19 protein-coding genes are annotated in these 20,549 nt (G+C 46.2%); 4 read left to right on the forward strand and 15 right to left on the reverse strand.

Features of this window, described 5'->3' with window-relative positions; genetic code table 11:
* Positions 1 to 6: 6 nt before the first annotated feature.
* The 11 genes from add to ACTNA4_RS09850 all read right to left on the reverse strand — a co-directional run bounded on the left by add (position 7) and on the right by ACTNA4_RS09850 (position 10,942).
* Positions 7 to 984 (reverse strand): adenosine deaminase, encoded by a 978-nt coding sequence (add, locus tag ACTNA4_RS09800; RefSeq protein ID WP_441029849.1) that lies wholly within the window; start codon positions 982 to 984, stop codon positions 7 to 9.
* A 62-nt stretch (positions 985 to 1,046) separates the two neighbouring features.
* Entirely contained in the window at positions 1,047 to 1,466 is a 420-nt protein-coding gene (locus tag ACTNA4_RS09805; RefSeq protein WP_427807479.1) for a cytidine deaminase, read from the reverse strand.
* Between the two features lie 19 nt (positions 1,467 to 1,485).
* Positions 1,486 to 2,151, reverse strand: coding sequence for a deoxyribose-phosphate aldolase (gene deoC, locus ACTNA4_RS09810; protein ID WP_427807481.1), 666 nt, complete (start codon positions 2,149 to 2,151; stop codon positions 1,486 to 1,488).
* 15 nt (positions 2,152 to 2,166) lie between these two features.
* On the reverse strand, positions 2,167 to 2,952 hold the full coding sequence (gene udp, locus ACTNA4_RS09815; protein WP_427807483.1) for a uridine phosphorylase: 786 nt from the start codon (positions 2,950 to 2,952) through the stop codon (positions 2,167 to 2,169).
* Positions 2,953 to 2,971: 19 nt separating this feature from the next.
* Positions 2,972 to 3,913 carry an ABC transporter permease gene (locus ACTNA4_RS09820; protein ID WP_427807485.1) on the reverse strand — a complete coding sequence of 314 codons (942 nt, stop codon included), beginning with the start codon at positions 3,911 to 3,913 and terminating at the stop codon, positions 2,972 to 2,974.
* Positions 3,913 to 5,052, reverse strand: a complete 1,140-nt coding sequence (locus tag ACTNA4_RS09825; protein ID WP_441029851.1) for an ABC transporter permease — start codon at positions 5,050 to 5,052, stop codon at positions 3,913 to 3,915. Before ACTNA4_RS09825 ends, ACTNA4_RS09820 begins: the two co-directional genes overlap by 1 nt.
* A gap of 3 nt (positions 5,053 to 5,055) precedes the next feature.
* The gene (locus ACTNA4_RS09830) at positions 5,056 to 6,585 is read right to left on the reverse strand and encodes an ABC transporter ATP-binding protein (RefSeq protein ID WP_427819546.1); all 1,530 of its coding nucleotides are present in this window, start codon (positions 6,583 to 6,585) and stop codon (positions 5,056 to 5,058) included.
* 89 nt (positions 6,586 to 6,674) lie between these two features.
* Complete coding sequence (locus tag ACTNA4_RS09835; RefSeq protein WP_427807490.1) at positions 6,675 to 7,871, reverse strand: BMP family lipoprotein; 1,197 nt, start codon at positions 7,869 to 7,871, stop codon at positions 6,675 to 6,677.
* 357 nt (positions 7,872 to 8,228) lie between these two features.
* A complete protein-coding gene (gene spoVG / locus ACTNA4_RS09840) occupies positions 8,229 to 8,504 on the reverse strand; it encodes a septation regulator SpoVG (protein ID WP_427807492.1) in 276 nt (91 codons plus the stop codon).
* Positions 8,505 to 8,552: 48 nt separating this feature from the next.
* A complete protein-coding gene (gene glgD / locus ACTNA4_RS09845; RefSeq protein WP_427807494.1) occupies positions 8,553 to 9,671 on the reverse strand; it encodes a glucose-1-phosphate adenylyltransferase subunit GlgD in 1,119 nt (372 codons plus the stop codon).
* Positions 9,668 to 10,942, reverse strand: coding sequence for a glucose-1-phosphate adenylyltransferase (locus tag ACTNA4_RS09850; RefSeq protein WP_427819543.1), 1,275 nt, complete (start codon positions 10,940 to 10,942; stop codon positions 9,668 to 9,670). The genes glgD and ACTNA4_RS09850 overlap by 4 nt, the downstream gene beginning before the upstream one ends.
* 209 nt (positions 10,943 to 11,151) lie before the next feature.
* Here ACTNA4_RS09850 and murC point away from each other — a divergent pair, with 209 nt between their 5' ends.
* The 4 genes from murC to ACTNA4_RS09870 all read left to right on the forward strand — a co-directional run bounded on the left by murC (position 11,152) and on the right by ACTNA4_RS09870 (position 15,898).
* Positions 11,152 to 12,531, forward strand: coding sequence for a UDP-N-acetylmuramate--L-alanine ligase (murC, locus tag ACTNA4_RS09855; RefSeq protein ID WP_427807498.1), 1,380 nt, complete (start codon positions 11,152 to 11,154; stop codon positions 12,529 to 12,531).
* 130 nt (positions 12,532 to 12,661) lie between these two features.
* Positions 12,662 to 13,702, forward strand: coding sequence for a DnaD domain protein (locus tag ACTNA4_RS09860; RefSeq protein ID WP_427807500.1), 1,041 nt, complete (start codon positions 12,662 to 12,664; stop codon positions 13,700 to 13,702).
* A 15-nt stretch (positions 13,703 to 13,717) separates the two neighbouring features.
* Entirely contained in the window at positions 13,718 to 14,713 is a 996-nt protein-coding gene (locus ACTNA4_RS09865; protein WP_427807502.1) for an ATP-binding protein, read from the forward strand.
* Positions 14,714 to 15,898, forward strand: coding sequence for a ribose-phosphate pyrophosphokinase (locus ACTNA4_RS09870; protein ID WP_427807504.1), 1,185 nt, complete (start codon positions 14,714 to 14,716; stop codon positions 15,896 to 15,898). It begins immediately after the preceding gene.
* Positions 15,899 to 15,992: 94 nt separating this feature from the next.
* On the opposite strand, the gene ACTNA4_RS09875 is transcribed toward ACTNA4_RS09870, so the two are convergent.
* From ACTNA4_RS09875 to vanR, 4 genes are read right to left on the reverse strand one after another with little or no spacing between them, the layout of a single operon-like run.
* Positions 15,993 to 17,543 (reverse strand): ATP-binding protein, encoded by a 1,551-nt coding sequence (locus tag ACTNA4_RS09875; RefSeq protein WP_441029853.1) that lies wholly within the window; start codon positions 17,541 to 17,543, stop codon positions 15,993 to 15,995.
* Between the two features lie 3 nt (positions 17,544 to 17,546).
* Entirely contained in the window at positions 17,547 to 18,602 is a 1,056-nt protein-coding gene (locus ACTNA4_RS09880) for a metallophosphoesterase family protein (RefSeq protein WP_427807508.1), read from the reverse strand.
* Positions 18,538 to 19,737 carry a sensor histidine kinase gene (locus tag ACTNA4_RS09885; RefSeq protein ID WP_427819537.1) on the reverse strand — a complete coding sequence of 400 codons (1,200 nt, stop codon included), beginning with the start codon at positions 19,735 to 19,737 and terminating at the stop codon, positions 18,538 to 18,540. Before ACTNA4_RS09885 ends, ACTNA4_RS09880 begins: the two co-directional genes overlap by 65 nt.
* Positions 19,727 to 20,416 carry a VanR-ABDEGLN family response regulator transcription factor gene (gene vanR, locus ACTNA4_RS09890; RefSeq protein ID WP_427807512.1) on the reverse strand — a complete coding sequence of 230 codons (690 nt, stop codon included), beginning with the start codon at positions 20,414 to 20,416 and terminating at the stop codon, positions 19,727 to 19,729. The genes ACTNA4_RS09885 and vanR overlap by 11 nt, the downstream gene beginning before the upstream one ends.
* Positions 20,417 to 20,549 lie beyond the last annotated feature (133 nt).

A 20,549-nucleotide genomic window follows, 5' to 3' on the forward strand; every position in this document is an offset into this window, starting at 1 on the left:
GTTTCCTTACCTTCTGTCCAATTTTTCAAGCAGTCGTTTCTTCATTTCTTCATCCACAAACGCTGTCTTTGCCGCATTTTTCATCATATGTAAGATCTCTTCATCTGTAATTCCATAGGTTCTTTGAATAAAATCCAGTTCCTTCGTCAGAGACGTTCTGCTCACGGTCCGGTTATCCGTATTGATTGTGACCATTAATCCTGCATCCAGAAATTCTCTCAGCGGATACGCCTCGGTACCCGGAACCGCTTTTGTCTGCAAATTACTGATCGGGCACATTTCAATTCCCACACCGGCCTTACGTACCAGCTTCTGGATGTCCGGTTTTCCGCGCATGGCGATTCCGTGGCCGATTCTTCCGGCTCCCGCAAGCACAGAGTCTTCTATATTCTGGGCGTTTCCGCATTCACCGGCATGCAGCGTGAACGGCATTCCCAGCTCTTTAACCCGTTTAAACAGACTCATAAAGTCACTCATCGGGTAAACAGCTTCCGCGCCGGCCAGATCTGCAGCACAGACACCCTTGCCCAGAAATTCCCGGGCCGTCCGAATCATCTGATAATTTTCCTCTTCACTGTGATGCCTCATGGCACAGGTAATCACATTATACTCTACTCCAAAATCTTTTTTGCCTTTTTCCAGACCTTTCAGCAATGCAGAAATCACCTGACCGGTTCCCATTTCTTCTGTTACAGATAAAAGCGGGGCAAAACGTATCTCTGCATAGCAGACATTCTCCCGGCTCATCGTGCGAAGCACATCGTATCCCGCTCCTTCGAGGCCATCTTCATCTTTCAGGCAGGAACAGGGCAGGTCGAACTTCTCCAGGTATTCTGCCAGGCTGCGGCAGTCTTCCTCCACACTGAGTTCCCGTACGGAAACCGCTCTGCCAAGCCGCGTTCCGATAAATTCCCGACTCAGCGATCCGTCCAGATGGCAATGAAGCTCTATTTTAGGCAGTTTCTTTAATTCATCGATTGTCATCTTTTACACTCCTAATCTTTCTCGATCCAATTGCTCTGCGGTACGTTTCTATCCATCCTGTCTTACGCCAGATTCGTCGGGCCAAATCCCTGCGGGAGCAGTTCTTTCAGTGTAAATATTTCATACTGCTCTTTACCGGTCGCCAGAATGATCTGAAAGGTTTCCGGGTCACAGAATTCCATCATGACCTGACGGCAGACGCCGCAGGGAGCCGCGTATTCTGTCAGGACTCCATCTTTTCCTCCCACAATACAGATTGCCCGAAACTCCCGCTCGCCTTCACTTACCGCCTTAAAAAATGCTGTCCGCTCTGCACAATTTGTCGGAGTGAAAGCTGCATTTTCGATATTGCATCCTGTATAAAACTTTCCATCCTTCGTAAGCAGCGCCGCTCCGACTTTGAAGCCGGAATACGGTGTATAAGAATATTGAAGCTGACCGATTGCCAGTTCAATCATCTCTTCTGCCAGTTTTTTGTCCATCTGCGAACACCTCCATCTCTTAATATCCGGATGCCTCCTCGTTCTTCACGATCTTAACGATCCGGCTTGTTCCAAGCCGGTCTGCTCCCAGCGCCAGAAACTTCTGTGCATCATCCAGAGAGGAAATTCCCCCTGCTGCCTTCATCTTCACATTCGGACCGATATGTTCTGAGAAAAGCTGAATATCTTCAAAGGTTGCTCCTGCCTTCGAAAATCCGGTGGATGTCTTAATATAGTCTGCCCCGGCTTTTGTCACGATCTCGCACATTTTTATTTTTTCTTCATCCGTCAGAAGGCAGGTCTCGATAATGACCTTCAGAATCTTCTCACCGCAGGCTGCTTTCAGCGTACGGATTTCTTCTTCGATAAGATCGTACTTCTGATCCTTCAGCCACCCGATGTTGATCACCATATCGATCTCCGATGCGCCGTTCGCAATCGCGTCCTTTGTCTCGAATTCCTTCGTCTTCGTCGTCATATATCCATTCGGGAATCCGATGACGGTGCAGACCGCCATCTTCCCTTTAACATATTCACTCGCCTGCTTAACATAGCTTGGTGGGATACATACCGATGCTGTTCCATATTTTACAGCATCGTCGCAGATCTGCCTGATCTCCTCCCATGTAGCCTGCTGAAGCAGCAGAGTATGATCTACATGTTTTAAAATTTCCTTTACATCCATATCCTGTTTCTCCTGTTATTCTGTTATTCTTCCATCTTCCCGGATCAGGCTGCGGATTGCCTCCACTGCCACCCGAATCGCCATATCGGTATCGTGCACGACCGGATTCTCCAATCCAAGCTTTTCCCGTTCCTGATTTGCCACTACAAGGAAGCAGGAGCCTGCCCGAACATGCAGGCTGCTCGCCACGACAAACATCGCAGCCGATTCCATCTCGGATGCCAGACATCCCAGACGTTTCCATGCTTCCCATTTGTTCAGGAGTTCATAGCTGACCGGCTTCACCTCCGGCTCATGCTGTCCGTAAAAAGCATCCTTGCACTGTACCACACCTACATGGAACGGAAAACCTTTTTTCTTTGCCGCCTCCACGAGCGCGTTGGTCACATGCAGATCCGGTACTGCCGGAAATTCGATAGGCGCATATTCTTTGCTGGTGCCTTCCATGCGTATCGCCCCGGTTGCAACCACGATATCCCCGCTTTTCACGTCGGTCTGCATACCGCCGCAGGTTCCGATCCGGATAAAGGTATCTGCTCCGCAGCGGTACAGTTCCTCCATGGCAATGGATGCAGAAGGCCCGCCGATTCCAGTCGAAGTCACACTCACTTTCACGCCGTCCAGTGTACCGGTATAGGTCACAAATTCCCGGTTATCGGCGATCAAAACCGGATCCTCAAAATACTGTGCGATCTTCACGCACCGTTTCGGATCTCCCGGCATGATCACATATCGGCCGACTTCTCCCTGCGCCACCTGTATATGATATTGTCTGCTCGCATCTTCTGAATAATTCTTCATGTAAATCAAGCTCTCCTTTCTAACGTGCACCTTTGTCGTACGGGATTCCTTCCGCTTTCGGTGCCCTGGATTTCTTCGAAACAAATACCAGCACAACCAGAGATATAATATATGGAAGCATGTTATACACCGTGCTCGGCAGCTTCAGCGCTACCAGAAGATCAAATCCTGTATAAACATTGGAAAGCGCACGGAACAATCCGAACAAGAGCGCTGCAAGTCCGATATTGACCGGTTTCCACTGTCCGAAGATCATAACTGCCAGAGCCAGGAATCCGAAGCCCGCAACACCATTTTCAAATTTCCATTCACTGACACCTGCGGTGATGTACACCAGACCGCCAAGTCCGCCAAGAGCACCGGAGATCAGAACGCCCGCATACCGCATTTTATATACATTGATTCCCACCGAATCCGCTGCCTGTGGATGTTCGCCACATGCGCAGAGTCTAAGACCGAATTTTGTCTTATAGAGAACCACATATGCCGCGATCAGCACCAGCAGTGCGATCAGCATAAACCAGTTAAATTCAAATTTCCCGATATTTACAATAAACGCTTTCTTCGCATGTCCATAGGCAACCGTTGAAGATACATTATCTGCATTTTCCGCCGTATTGATTGCTCTTACAAGTACAACCGCAACCGCCGGTCCCAGAAGGTTCAGCGCAGTTCCAACCAGCGTCTGGTCTGCCTTAAACCGGATCGCCGCAACGCCAAGAAGCAGAGAGAAAATCATTCCGATCACCACACTGGCCAGGATTACAAGCAGAATCACAGCCGGAGCTGCTGTCCCTGACGGAAGGAATTTCATCATGAGCGCCCCGCCAAGTGCTCCCATAACCATGATGCCTTCCAGACCGATATTGATAACACCACTATGTTCGGAGAAACAACCTCCAAGTGCCACCAGCACCAGAACAGAAGCAAATATTAATGTATACTGAATCAATAACAACATTATGCTTCGCCTCCTTCCTGTTCTTTTGCGGCGCGCTTTTCATCCCGCTTGTCCAGATATCTGTTAAGCCAGATTTTGAAGAAAAGCACAAAGCCGCACATGTAAATGATGAATGCCGAAATCAGATCCGAAATCTGCGAACAGTACATCGTCTTATCCACATAGGTTCCACCGCTGGTAATATGCTGGATAAAATAAGATGAGAATATCGTTCCGATCGGATTCAGTCCGCCGAGGAACGCAGCCGCTATTCCGTTAAATCCCATAGCCGGAACACTGGTCTGCTGTACCATCCACTGCTCGATCCCACTCAGATAGAAGATCCCCGCTCCGAGCCCCGCAAGTCCTCCTGCGATCATCATCGTCAGGATCGTATTGCTCTTCTCATGCATACCGCAGTATTTCGCAGCCTGCTTGTTCAGACCGGTAGCTTTAAGCTCATATCCGAATTTCGTCTTCTCCATAACGATCCACACTACGATTGCGATGAGCACCGAAAACACGATTCCGATCGTCACGAACTGATTGTTGGAAAACAATTTATCCAGTCCCATCGTCGGAAGCAGCGCATCCTTATTCACACTGGAAAGCGGCCGCGTATACGGCGTGGACTGCTCTTTTACACCAGTCAAAAGCATATTCACACAGTAAAGCGAGATCCAGTTCAGCATGATACAGGAAATAACTTCATTTACATTAAAATATGCTTTCAACGCACCGGAAATCCCCCCGACAATTGCCGCCGCAAGCATGGCCGCAAGCAGGCATATATACCATGGCATATCGAATTTCGATCCGAAATAGAGACAGGCGCCGGCACCAACTACATACTGACCGGCCGCACCGATATTAAATAATCCCACTTTATATGCAAAAAGTACCGATAATGCACACATTAAAAGTGCTGAAGCCTTTACCAGTGTCGTTCCCAGATATTTTTTTGCCGCCACCGCACTCGGATAATATAAAAAGTTCTTCAAAATAGCAACAATTGCTTTTCCTGCCCCTTTCGGGTTGATGATCAGAAGTACAATATAGCCGATCAGGAGACCAATGATAATACAGAGCAATGACGCCAGAATTGTCTGAAAACCGTTGTTCCTTAAAATACTTTGCTTCTTTTTCGGTTTCTTATCCATTGATTATGCCTCCTTTCTCTTAGAACCGGCCATATAGAGTCCCAGTTCTTCCACCGTAACATGTTTCGGATCGAATTCCCCTACGATTTCCCCTTCGTACATAACCAGAATTCTGTCCGAAACATTCATAACCTCATCCAGTTCCAGGCTTATGAGCAGAACGCCTTTCCCGGCATCTCTTTGTGCCACCAGTTCTTTATGCACATTCTCAATCGCTCCTACATCCAGTCCGCGGGTTGGCTGTACCGCTACCAGAAGTTCCGGATTCTTATCGATCTCCCGGGCTATGATCGCCTTCTGCTGATTGCCGCCGGACATGGATCTGGCTTTCGTGACCGGTCCCTGACCGGAACGGATGTCGTACTGTTCGATCAGATGCTCTGCATACTCTCTTATTTCTTTCCGTTTCAAAAATCCAAATTTGCTCGTGAACTGTGGTTCGAAATATCTCTGAAGAATCAGGTTGTACTCCAGAGAATAATCCAGAACCAGCCCATGTTTATGACGGTCTTCCGGGATATGGCTCATACCGGAAGTCAGACGTTTCCGAATCGGCATATGAGTGATATCCACCCCGTTCAGGGTGATCGTACCGCCGGTCACCGGTTCGAGTCCGGTAAGCCCATAGACAAATTCAGTCTGACCGTTTCCATCGATTCCTGCAATGCAGACGATCTCACCTCTTCGAACCTGCAAAGATACCTGATTGACTGCATTATTCTTATGCCGCTTTGATGCCACCGTCATTCCCTGAATATCAAGTAATACTTCCTTCGGTTCAGCCGGCTTCTTTTCTACTACAAAATTAACATCCCGGCCTACCATCATCGCAGAAAGCTTCTCCGGTGTCGTGTCTTTGATATCTACCGTACCAATATATTTTCCTTTTCTCAGTACACTGCAGCGGTCTGCCACCTGCATAATCTCGGCAAGCTTATGAGTAATGAAAAGAATACTCTTTCCTTCTGCAGCCAGATTTTTCATGATCGTCATCAGCTCCTGGATCTCCTGCGGTGTCAGCACAGCAGTCGGCTCGTCGAAGATCAGGATCTCATTGTCACGATACAGCATTTTCAGAATCTCTGTTCGCTGCTGCATACCAACGGTAATATCCTCGACCAGTGCATCCGGATCCACTGAAAGTCCATACCGCTCCGACAGTTCCATAACCTTCTTTCTTGCCTCGGCTTTCTGAAGGAAACCTCCCTTGGTGGTCTCCACCCCCAGAATGATATTATCCAGAACGCTGAAACACTCAACCAGTTTAAAATGCTGATGCACCATTCCGATTCCCAGATCATTAGCATCATTCGGATCGTTAATGGTAACTTTCTTCCCGTCTTTGTGAATCTCGCCCTCCTCCGGCTGATAAAGACCAAAGAGCACGCTCATTAATGTGGACTTTCCTGCACCATTTTCTCCCAACAAAGCATGAATCTCACCTTTTTTCAACTGTAAAGTAATATTATCGTTTGCAATGATTCCCGGAAAACGCTTCGTAATATTCAGCATCTCAATTGCATACTCTCCCATCCTTTACACACCTCCTGTCATCGATTATCCTTTCCCTATTTTAAAAGGGAGCGGACCACCGCCCACTCCCCTTGCAGTTTCAGTTACATTTATTTAATGCTGCCGTAGTCATTAACTTTGATTGTCGTTGCCGGCATTGCCGTAATATCATTGGATACGGTAATTTCTCCAGAGTACATTGACTTCACGAGTGTGCGATAATCATCCTCTGTAAATCCGTCGCCCCACTGTGTGCTTTCAAGCGGAAGCTGAACATAGTTTTCTTCCGGATTTTCGGAAACCAGACCAAGATTATCGATCTTGCCTGCGTAGTCACTCCATTTGCCACCCTTAATATCTGTAAGAACCGTATTAACCGTTGCAGCAAGTCCCTTCATAGCAGAAGTAACTGTGATTCCTTCGCCGTATGCATCAATCGTAGGAGCCTGATCAGAGTCAACACCAATCACTTTACCTCCGGTCTTCACTGCTGCTTCGACTGCGGATGTCCAGATACCGCCGCCGCAGGCAAATACGATTTCCACATTCTTTGATCCATACCAGGTATCCATGTAAGCTGTGATATCAGCATCGCCATAGAACTGTCCACCGCATACATACTCGATTTCAATCTGATCTGCGATTCCAAGTTCTTCTGCCGCAGCGTTAGCTCCCTGCACATATCCGTATCCGAAACGTGTAACCGCCGGCACTGCCATACCGCCGAGGAAACCAAGGTGCTTATAACCTAATTTAACAGCTGCGTATCCTGCCATATATCCGGAAAGTTCCTCCTGATAGGTACAGCAGTAAACATTATCTGTGTTATAGTAATCTGCTACGTTGTAGTCGTCCGGATTGTAAGTGTATCCTTCTCCAACGCCCTTCTCACAGATATCTCCTGCTCCAACATCCAATGCAACAAATTTTACATCCGGATAGTTTTCAGACTGAGCAACTACCGTTCCTGCGAACATATATCCCGGCATAACAACGACATTTGCGCCATCAGCCACTGCCTGATCTACACTTGCGTTTCGCGCTTCATCCGAATCGCTCTCCGGTTTGTAGTAATTGAATTCCACATCGTTCTTTTCGCTCCAGGCTTTACAGCTCTCATATGTTGTCTGATTAAAACTCTGATCTGTAATATCTCCGGAGTCGGTGATCATGGCAATCTGCATGTTTTCACCGGAAGTATCCTCTTTCTTTCCTCCGTCTGTACTACTGTCTGATGAGCCGCCGCATGCTGCCAGTGAAAATGCCATCATACCTGCAAGTAACACTGCAATAAGTCTCTTTTTCATAAAAACAGTTCCTCCTTCTTATTCATTGTTATTTTTGCCCTTTTGTCTTTCTTTATTCCGGTATCAGAAACACCCGGAACTGACAATCTTGTAGTAATTATGACATATGTCTCGATAATATCATAGGACTTGAGTCTCTTTTTTTGAAAATATTTTGCATTTTGTCGCAAATAGACATTTTTCCGCTTTGTTATTTATGCATTTTTTACAGTTCGTTTTTTAACCAAAAAGGATTTTGTCCCTTTTTGGAACTATCAACGCTTCTAACTTAAAGGGACCGCCGAATCTCTTTGGAATATGCATGGCAAAAAGCGGACAGCTTACGCTGTCCACTTTCCCCTTAATGACAAATTTGCTCTATTCTTCTGCATCGTCTGCCTGTAATACTTCTTCGTATTTTTCAAGAATCAGTTTCTGAATACGCTCTCTCGTCCCGGAATTAATCGGATGTGCGATATCACGATATTCTCCATCCATCGCTTTCTTACTTGGCATTGCGATGAAAAGTCCTTTTTCGCCTTCAATTACTTTGATGTCATGAACAACAAACTCTTCATCCATTGTAATTGACACAACTGCTTTTAACTTTCCTTCCTTCGCTACCTTCCTCACGCGTACATCTGTGATTTGCATTTTTCTAGCCCCTTTCTCCAGTAATGCATACGACTAACCCTCTGGTCCTTATAATGCATACCTCTCGTTCTTTTCTACTACTACCTTCACACCATTTTCTCCAACGTGGCGCGTATTTGCCCGAATTGTGTCGCGACTTTCTACGATACAGTTTTCTATGTATGTATTATCCCCCAGATAAACATCATTCAGAATGATCGAATTCTTAATCACACAATTATTTCCGACAAATGCTTTCTTAAACAGAATGGAATTTTCCACTGTACCGTTGATGATACATCCGCTGGAAATCAGACTGTTCTTCACAACGGATCCCGGGTTATACTTTGCCGGCGGCAAATCTGTAACTTTTGAATAAATATCTGGGTGTTGTTTAAAGAAATAATTTCTTACTTCCGGTTTCAGGAAATCCATATTCGTCTTATAATAAGCATCTACTGTTGAAATATTGCTCCAGTAGCTATTTATTTTATAACCGTATATCTTCTTCAGATTCTTGTATCTGATCAGGATATCCGTTACAAAATCATGTCTCTCTTCTTCGGCGCTCCGTTCAATCAGTTCAATGAGCTGCCTTCTGCGGATCACATAAATTCCGGTCGAGATCGTCGTCGCATTCGTGATCATCGGCTTTTCTTCAAACTCCTGGATCCGCATAGTCTCGTCCATTTTGACCGTACCGAAACGTGTCGGATCCTCTCCCGGATCCAGATCCTTGCAAACCACTGTAATATCGGCCTTCTTAGCGATGTGATATTCCAGCACTTTATTATAATCCAGTTTATAAACGGCATCACCGGACGTAATGATCACATACGGCTCATGACACCTTTTCAGGAAATCGAGATTCTGGTAAATAGCATCCGCCGTTCCACGATACCAATATCCGTTATCCGCCGTTATGGTCGGCGTAAATACATAGAGTCCTCCCTGTTTTCTTCCGAAATCCCACCATTTGGAGGAATTCAGATGTTCGTTCAGTGAACGGGCATTATACTGTGTCAATACTGCTACCTTCTGTATATGAGAATTCGACATACTGCTGAGTGCAAAGTCAATACACCGGTAGCTGCCTGCGATCGGCATCGCTGCCACCGCACGTTTCTGGGTAAGTTCACGCATCTTGTTGCTGTTTCCGCCCGCTAAAATAAGTCCTACCGCTTTCATGATCTGTCACCCGCCTTTACTAATGCTCCGCCGCTTTCAAGAACGCCGTTTTCATAATCTTCCTTCATCGTAACTCCACTGATTGCAGTGTTTTTACCAATCTGGACACCGGACGGAATGACCGAGTTTTCTCCGATCGTCACAAGTCCGGAATTGTAAATATCGGGTCTGAGGCAGTTCGGTGCCTCACTTCCGATTCCCATTGTAACATTATCACCAACCGTGACATTCTCCGCAATAATGACCTTGTCCACCACGCAGTGTTCACCGATCGTTACATCTTTCATAATGATCGAGTCACGCACCACCGTGCCCTTTCCGATCGTGACACCGGAACTGATCACACAATTGCGCACTTCTCCGTAAATCTCCGCACCGTCACCGATGATGCTCCGTTCAATGACAGACTGATCTGAAATGTATTGTGGCGGAATAATATCACTGTTTGTATAAATCTTCCAGAATTCTTCGTATAAATTAAATTCGGGAATGATATCGATCAGCTCCATATTGGCTTCCCAGTAGGAACTGAGTGTACCGACATCCTTCCAATATCCATTATACTCATATGCGAACAGTCTCTTATCATTCTGATGGCAATACGGAATGATATGCTTGCCGAAGTCGCATCCCGGTTGATCGGAGAGTTTCAAAAGCGCATCCTTCAATACCGGCCAACTGAAAATATAGATACCCATGGATGCAAGATTACTCCGTGGATGTTCCGGTTTCTCCTCAAATTCCGTGATTCTGTTATCATCATCTGTAATAACGATTCCGAAACGGCTTGCCTCCTCAAGCGGAACCGGCATTGCCGCGATCGTCACATCCGCATGGTTCTCTTTATGGAAATCCAGCATCACCTCATAGTCCATCTTATAAATGTGGTCACCGGATAAGATCAGCACATAATCAGGATTAAAGGTCTCCATATAATCCAGATTCTGGTATATCGCATTAGCCGTTCCCGTATACCATTCACTGTTGCTGCTCTTTTCATACGGTGGTAGAATCGATACCCCTCCAATATTACGATCCAAGTCCCAAGGAATTCCGATTCCTATATGTGTGTTGAGTCGTAAGGGCTGATATTGAGTCAATACTCCTACGGTGTCAATTCCCGAGTTGATGCAGTTGCTAAGCGGAAAATCGATAATACGGTATTTTCCTCCGAAAGCCACAGCCGGCTTGGCTACCTTGGCAGTCAGTACTCCGAGTCTGCTTCCCTGACCTCCCGCGAGTAACATCGCTATCATCTCTTTCTTAATCATGTCGTCACCCCTTCTCAGTAATTCTAGTTCTTACATTATAACATATCGCCTTCGTATAGTGAACAATTTTTACAAAAAAAAATCGTTCGTCCCGTTCTTTTTATGAAAATATCACAAAAAGAAATCTCCTGTTTTTTCATATGTAGATTATGATATAATAATTTTACAAAAACCTTTAATATTATTATATGAGAATAGGAAGTGTATTTATGTATAAAATTGATTTTAATCATCCATGCCATGTTCACTTTATCGGAATCGGAGGCATCAGCATGAGCGGACTGGCGGAAATCCTCATGAAAGAGGGATTTACGGTATCCGGTTCTGACAACAAAGAGTCCTCGCTCACGGATCACCTCACCGATAAAGGTGCCGTTATTTTTTACGGCCAGAAGGCTTCCAATATAATCGACGGCATTAATGTCGTTGTTTACACCGCAGCCATTCACGAGGATAATGAAGAATTCATGGAAGCAAAGCGGCAGGGACTTCCGATGCTTTCCCGCGCCGAACTGCTCGGACAGCTTATGACCAATTACGATACGCCCATCGCCGTTTCCGGAACACATGGGAAGACCACGACAACGTCCATGCTGTCACACATTTTTCTCGCCGGAGACATGGACCCCACGATTTCCGTGGGCGGAATCCTCAAGGCGATTCACGGCAACATCCGTGTGGGAAGCTCCGGACTTTTCGTCACAGAAGCCTGCGAGTATACGAACAGCTTCCTGCATTTCTTCCCAAAGATCAGCGTGATCCTGAATATCGATGCCGATCATCTGGATTTCTTCAAGGATCTGGATGACATCCGCCACTCGTTCCGCCTTTTCGCAGAACTCCTGCCGGAAGACGGAACCCTGGTGATCAACGGCGACATCGAAAACCTCTCTTATATTACAGACGGACTTGCCTGTCGCGTTGTGACATTCGGTCGGGAAGCTTCTCTTGATTACAGTGCTTCCGATATTCAATACGATGAACAGGGAAATGCATCCTTTGATCTCATCCGGCACGGGATACCGTCCGGGCATGTGACATTATCTGTAGGCGGAGAACACAATGTTTATAATGCGCTTTCCGCCATTGCTGTTGCGGATCTCCTGGGCGTATCAGCAGAAACGATACAGGAAGGCCTCCTTTCCTTCCACGGAACAGACCGCCGTTTTGAATACAAGGGAGAATTTAACGGTATTACCGTGATCGATGATTACGCACATCATCCCACGGAGATCGAAGCGACCCTGAAAAGTGCTGCCCACTACCCGCACAGAGAACTGTGGTGCATCTTCCAGCCCCACACCTACACCAGAACGAAAGCACTGTTCGATGAATTTGCACAGGCACTTTCACACACAGACCATCTGATCCTGGCAGATATTTATGCAGCGCGAGAGACTGATACCCTGGGCATCTCCTCAGAACAGCTTGCCCGTGCAGCCGCCTCTTACGGCTGTGACGCCATCTATCTGCCAAGCTTTGATGAGATAGAAAAATACGTCAGGGATCACTGTCAATCAGGGGACTTGTTGATAACTATGGGCGCGGGAGACGTTGTAAATATTGGGGAAGATCTCTTAAAAGCCTAGTTATCCCCATTATCCCCACAGTTTTATCAACAAAAAACATCAAATTCTCGTAAAATAATTCTTTTTCCTGCCGCAACTTCATGCTATGATTAAATGGCATCAAATTTACGAACATTAAAGGAGCAGGAACATGAGTGCATTGGTTTTGCGTAATCGTTTCCAGGGCAATACGACTCTGGTCGAGAATGAATTTATAGACAATTACATGGCGGCAGCGAACGGCGAATTTGTCAAGATCTATCTCCTCCTGCTTCGTCATATCAATAATCCGGACGTGTCCCTCAGCATTTCCAGGATTGCCGATTATCTTGAGAACACAGAGGGAGATGTTCTGCGCGCATTGAAGTACTGGGAGAAGCAGGGACTTCTGAGGTTGGAATATGATACGGATCAGAATATCATTGGTCTGGATCTGGTATCTCCTTCCGCACCAAATGCCGCACCCCCGGTCAGACCGGAACCGGTGCCCCGTGAAGCACAGAGTACACCCGCACAGGCGGCGCCCGTTTCCAATCCGAAGTCTGTTGTGAACCGCAAGGAATTAAAGCAGATTCTTTTTGTCGCCGAGCAGTATCTTGGCAAGACTTTAAGCCGAACCGATGTGGACACAATTACCTATTTTTATGACACACTCGGCTTTTCTGCTGATCTGATTGAATATTTAATCGAATATTGTGTCGAAAATGGTCATCGGAGTATGCACTATATCCAGAAAGTTGCTCTGTCCTGGGCGGACGAGCACATCACCAGCGTGGAACAGGCGAAGAATACATCCGCGCTTTATAACAAAACATGCTACTCCATTCTGAATGCATTTGGAATCAAGGGCCGCGGACCTGCCGCTTCCGAATTAGAATACATACGCAAATGGACCGCAACCGACGGGATCGATCTGGAACTGATCCTCGAGGCCTGCAACCGTACCATGGCAGCGATTCATCAGCCCAGTTTTGAATACACAGACAAGATCCTTCAGAACTGGCGCAGCAGAAATGTACATACTCTCACCGATGTCCGTGTTCTTGACTCTGCTTACGAACAGGAAAAAAACGCCCAGAAGAAGAATCCGCGCCGCACACCGGTGCAGTCTGCGCCATCCAAATTCCGCAGTTTCGAAGAACGCTCCTATGATATGGACGAATTGACGAAAGAATTACTGCGAAGCAACTAAGAAAGGGAGAATACCGTGCCGTTAACCAATTCGCAATATAATACGCTGATGCGTATCTATGAAGAGAAACAGGTACGCAGCCGAGACCGCCTGAATCTTCATTTTGAACGGGTATATGAGGCCGTTCCGGAAATAAAATCCCTGGATGATTCTATTTCCTATTACAGCGTACAACAGGCACGCAAGCTGCTTTCCGGAGATGAAAGTGCTTTGCCTGCGCTGAAGAAACAACTTCATGAGCTTTCCCAGAGAAGGACGCAGCTTCTTGTGGAGAACGGTTTTCCGGCAGATTATCTGGAAGCCACTTACGAATGCCCCGACTGCAAAGATACCGGTTATATCGGTAACCAGAAATGTCATTGCTTTTTAAAATCAATCATTGATTTGTTTTATACTCAGTCGAATCTAAAGGGAATTCTTGAGCATGAGAATTTTGACACTTTTTCATTCGACTATTATTCCAAAAATTATATAGATCGTTTGTCCGGACAGACTTCGCGGGCTCTTGCCGAAAAAGCCTACTTTGAGTGTATGAATTTCATCCGCAATTTCGATACCGCCCATGAAAATCTGCTTCTGTTTGGCACTACCGGAATCGGAAAGACGTTTCTCTCCCACTGTATTGCCAGAGAAATCATGCAGTCCGTACATTCCGTTCTTTATCTGACTGCCAGCGAACTTTTCGATTCGCTGCTTGACAAAACCCTGAATAAAACTGACGACAGTCAGTTATTATATGAACAGATTCAAACTTGCGATCTGCTGATTATTGATGACCTGGGAACGGAACGCAATACCGATTTCGTCGTTTCCCAGCTGTTCGTGTGTCTGAATGACCGTATTCTGAATAACCGCTCCACGATCATTTCCACGAACCTCACCCTTGAAAAGATTAAGTCCAACTATACGGAACGGACTTTTTCCCGTATCAGCAATCATTACAAAATTCTTCGCCTTGCCGGCGATGACATTCGTATTCAAAAAAAACTAATGAACAGGGAGGAACTCTAAATGTTACACCGCAAAGAACGTATTCTTGACAATATTCCGGTAGGATCACTCGGCATTATCGCCGTTGACGGCTGTCAGGAAATGGGCGCCCGCGTAAATGACTACCTGGTAAGATGGCGCAAAGAGGACGAAAGTGCCAACAAAGATCATATTGTTTTCAACGGATATGAAAAGGATACTTATCTCATTGATGCAAAGGTTCCACGTTTTGGTTCCGGAGAAGCAAAAGGAATCATTGAAGAGTCCGTAAGGGGAATGGATCTCTATCTGATGGTTGATGTCTGCAATTATAGTCTCACCTACTCCTTGACCGGTAATATCAATCATATGTCTCCGGACGATCATTTCCAGAATCTAAAGCGTATTATCGCTGCTGTAGGTGGAAAAGCCCGCAGATTGAATGTTATTATGCCTTTCCTCTATGAGAGCCGCCAGCATAAGAGAAGCGGACGCGAATCACTGGACTGTGCTCTTGCGCTGCAGGAACTGGTCCGCATGGGCGTTGACAATATCATCACATTTGATGCACACGATCCCCGTGTACAAAACGCAATTCCACTCAGTGGTTTCGAGACGATACGTCCGACTTATCAGTTTGTGAAGGGTCTATTAGATAACGTAAAGGATCTTCAGATCGACAGTGAACATATGATGGCGATCAGCCCGGATGAAGGCGCCACCGAACGTGCAATCTACCTTGCGAACGTACTTGGTCTTGATATGGGTATGTTCTACAAGAGACGTGATTATACCCGCGTTGTGGATGGCCGCAATCCGATTGTCGCACATGAATTCCTTGGCTCTTCTGTGGAGGGAAAAGACGTCATTATTCTGGATGATATGATTTCTTCCGGCGACAGCATCCTCGATGTAGCCGGACAGCTCAAGGCAAGAAAAGCAAAACGAATCTATGCGGCTGCTACCTTCGGTCTCTTTACAAACGGTATGGGTAAATTTGACAAAGCATACGAAGACGGTCTGCTCGATGGTGTTCTGACAACTAACCTGATCTACCAGTCACCGGAGCTTTTAAGCCGTCCATATTACATCAACTGTGATATGAGCAAATACATCGCTCTTGTAATTGACACCCTGAATCACGACGGATCTATCAGCAGTATTCTTGATCCAAGCGAACGTATTCAGAACATTGTTCAGAAATACAAGAATGGGGAAGATTTCTAAATTTTAATATAGGTATTCCTTATCACAAAAGGCTGTGCGAAAAACTATTGTCCTCGTTTTCACACAGCCTTTTTTCAATACCAATATACAGCCCTTATAAACATATCTTATGATACGAAATCCCGTTTCTTTTCAAAGCTTCTTCTTCTCTACTCTGGCATGTAAAGATCAGTACCTGCTTCCGATTCCTTTCCAGCCAACGCAGTACCGCGCTCAGGCGCCGGTCATCATAACAGACAAACGCATCATCAAAGACCACAGGGAATTCTTCTTCATGGAGAATCTCCGCTGCAGCCATACGAAGAGCAAAATAAATCTGTTCCAGCGTTCCCTTACTAACCTGATCCATTGTGATGATTCTGCCTTCCACCAGAAGCTGTACACGCATTGCATCGTCCACCCAGACCTTTTCATATACGCCTTCCGTCACCTCACACAGGATCTCGGAAACACGACAGTTCAGTCTCTGTCCAAACCTGCCCTGCATTTCTTTCGACAGCTGATTCATTCGTTCCGCCGCAATCTCATAGGCCCGGCGATGTTTTTCCAATTCTTTGATGTCGTCACTGACTTCATCCATCTCATCCAGTTCTTCTGACAGATTCTCATACTGTACCTTCTTCTCACGGTACTCCTCCCTAAGCCGCTCCACCTGCCACCTGAGCTTTTCGGTATCTGCTTCCATTTTCTTCTGCTCCTGCGTCTTTTCCTCATCTTCCGCTTTCTTTTTGCGTCCGTCTTTCATACGGTTCCACAAATGCATCCCCTCTGCAAGCGCAATCACAATTGTAATCAGGAAATTCCATGGACGTTTAAAGAGTATAAAGGATAAGATCACCGCCAAAAGCATTGCCAAAAGCACAGCCGGATGAACACGCCAGTTGGAAAAAACACCCTTCCCTGCTTCTTCCTCCGCCGCCTTCCGCAGCTCTTCTCTTCTTTTCCCACAGCTTTCCATTTTGTCGTTCCAGGCATCTTCTGCCTGCTGCAGATCCTTCTCCAGCCGGTGCAGATCCCGCCAAACATAAGAAATCTCCAGCTCAATCTTCTCCCGTTTTTCCTGTTTCTGCCGTCCGTGTTCACGAATTGCTTTTTCCGTCTCTTTTTTTCTCTCGCCTAAAAGTTCCAGTGCCGCCGATAGATTCATTTCACCATTGCCGGTCGCATAATAATTCGCGGCATAATCTTTAAGCCTTGCCGAAAGCGCCGCTGTTGTAGCGGCACGCATCTGCCCCACCGCCACGGTATTTTCAAAATCCGCCTCAGTCATTCCGTCAAGTAGTACATCCAGATCCCCATGCTCCAAAGAAAGCTGTTCCCCGTCATCCTCACAGAAGAGCAGTGCACTCTTCGCGTACTTGTCAAAATGTCGCTCCAGACGGAAATTTCGTCTGCCACAGGTAAACCGAATCACCCCCGCATAATAATTCGGGTTCTCCCATGGTTCATATCTGCTGAAGGTGTCGTTGGCCGCCGCTCTTCCCCGTCCGCGTTCCATCCCAAAAAGCATCCCTTTTAAAAATGTATGAACCGTCGTCTTTCCGGCACCATTTTCCCCATAGATCAGATTCATTCCATCCGAAAACCTGATATTTTTATTTGAGAACTTTCCAAAGTTCTCCAGCACCAGCTCTTTAATCTCCATTTTCTATCCCCTTTTCGTCTCCAGAAGCGCTTTCACGCCCTCAAAAAGCGCCAGAGCTTCCTCACTTCCTTCCGGACTTTGTTTCAGACTTTCGATGTATACTCCCAACAAATTATCTTTGTTCTGCTCCGCCAACATTTCAAAGTCATACGCAGGTTTTGTCTCGTCCACAAATTCAAGTACATTTCCATATGCATCCATTCCAGAGACATCATACACCTGATCCGGACTGCGATATCCGTCAAGTATAATCTTGTACAGATTCTGTGTTCCTCCGGAGACGATCATCTGTGCAATCTTCTCCCTTAATTCTCTTCCTGTCATCTGCTCTGTAGTTTCCACTTTCATATGGACATACTCCCGGGACGCAAACGGAACGAATTCTGTCTTGACGGATTTTCCTCGAATCTCTCCGATTATATATCCATGTTTTCCGACATCATTCTTGTCTGTCGGTTCCAAAGACCCCGAATAATAGATATGGTTTTTCTCAATCTCCATCGGCCGATGTATATGCCCGAGTGCTACATAATCATACCCCAAGTTCATAATATTGTTTCTTTGAATCGGGATATGCTTCTCATCCCCGCCATGGGCTATCAGGATCTCAACCGGCTGTTTCTTCTGTGGAAACGCATCGGTATACAGTGCTTCACGGATTTCTTTCTGCCCGTAACTGAAACCATAGACGCTGGTTCCCAACTCCTCAAATTCCACAAATCCCATAGTCTGCTCCAGCAACGGATAGACCTGGCTTTTCCACTGATATGTAAGATAATAAGAAGATGGTTTTAGATAATCGTGATTCCCGGCGATGAACACGATCTTTGTGTGCGTTAGCTGTGAAAAAAGATAATCCACTTCCTTCAGTTCCCTAAGAAGAGGCTGTCTGTGAAACAGATCTCCCGCAATCAGAAGAAGATCCACCTGTTCTTCCTCACACACCTTAACCAGACGTTCCAGACTGTTCCACAATTCTTCCGCCCGTCTCTGGCTATACGCGCTTCCTGCGTCTGGCGATGCTCCAAGATGGATGTCTGCTGTGTGTATAAACCTCATCAATCTCCCCCTCCTTTTCCATCGGCAAATCCACGATCATCCGGGTTCTTCCGTCTTCACTTTCGGCGCGCATCGAGCCACCATGCAGTTCTACGATTTCTTTCGCGATAGCAAGCCCCAGCCCGGCACCACCCGTTGTACTGGAGCGCGCCGCATCTGCCCTGTAAAATTTATTAAAAATCTTTTCCAGCTTATCTGCCGGAATGGTATCTCCTTCATTTTCAAAAACGATCTCAACAATCTGCTCCTTTTGCCGGGCCAGTATTCGAAGTTCTGTATCGCTTCGGCAGTAGGCAATCGCATTTCTCAGAATATTGTCAAATACTCTGGCCAGTTTATCCGGATCTCCCTTGATCAACAGATTCCCCTCCGTCTGAACTGTGCAGATGAGATTCTTTTCCTGCAGGACCGCATACAATTCATCCGCGATCTGCTCCAGCATCATATCCAGATCCAATTCCACCGGCTCCAGTGTAATATCCTGAAGATTCAGACGCGTGATCTCAAAGAATTCATTGATCAGATCGCCGAGACGGATCGCCTTCTCCAAAGAAATGTGCGTATACCTGGCCCGTTCTGCCTCCGACATTTCCGGATTCGTATCCAGCATCGTCAGATACGCCACCACCGAAGTCAGCGGTGTCTTCAGATCATGCGCCAGGAACAATACCAGATCATTTTTCTTCTCTTCGATCTCCTGCGCTTCTTTTTCCTGTTTTTTCAGTGTCTGCTTGATTTCATTCAGACGATCCTCCAGCGGTTTCAATTCCGTGATAAGCCGGATGGGCTGATCCGAATCAGAGAGAATGTTCTCGATTCCATCACCGATCTGATCCATGTATCTGGTCATTTTCGATAGCGCAATATAGAAGAATAGCGAAAAAAGGGCCAGAAATCCCAGAATCATAAAAAATACTTTGTTATCCCCGATCAGCAGCCAGTACAGATGAATGGCCGTTCCCTCTTCCACATGCAGGGTTTCCATCAGCTTCAGAAACAGATTTGCAAAGCTGTCGTTATACACGCCGTCGATCACATACTCCAGAATCACACCGCCTACCAATACCGTGAGTGCTGTCACAAAAACCGTCTGAAGCAAAATACTGAGTTTTAATTTACGGTAATTATTCTTCAACCTTATACCCAACTCCCCACACCGTCTTGATAAAGTCCGATTTTCCGGTAGGACCGCTCATTTTCTCGCGCAGATGCCGAATATGAACCATGACGGTATTATTGCTGTTTTTATAGTAGTTTTCATGCCAGACCGATTCAAATAACTCCTCCGAACTGATCACCTTCCCACGGTTCTCGCAGAGCAGCCACAAAATATCAAATTCAATCGGAGTCAGCGTCAACGACCGCTCATTGTATGTACATTCATGTGACTGCTTGTTCAGAACCAGCCCGCCGAAATCAATCACATCCCCCTCGCTCCTGCTCTTATCATTGTACTGCGTATAGCGGCGCATCTGCGCTTTCACTCTGGCGACAAGCTCCAACGGATTAAACGGTTTCGGGATGTAATCATCTGCTCCCATTGTAAGTCCGGTAATCTTGTCCAGATATTCCGTTTTTGCCGTCAGCATAATGACCGGAAATGTGTATTTCTCCCGGATTTTCTTCAGAATAGTGAAGCCGTCGATATCGGGAAGCATCACATCCAGAATGGCCAGATCAATTCTCGTGCTCTCAATACAGTCCAACGCATCCTGCCCCGTATAAAACTTCAGGACATGGTATTCATTCTGCAGATACAGCTCCACGACATCTGCAATCTCTTTTTCATCATCCACAATTAATATTGTATTCATACTCCTTCCTCCTTCTCTTATGCGGTAGTGTCAAAAACTACCTGTTTTTTTGTCCCAAAATTCAATAAAAACCTTGATTTTATGGGAGAATGCAAATAAAAAGAGCATTGACCTCCCTTTTTCTGGTATAATG

The sequence above is a fragment of the Bariatricus sp. HCP28S3_A7 genome (assembly GCF_052066375.1).
Classification (GTDB): domain Bacteria; phylum Bacillota; class Clostridia; order Lachnospirales; family Lachnospiraceae; genus Allocoprococcus.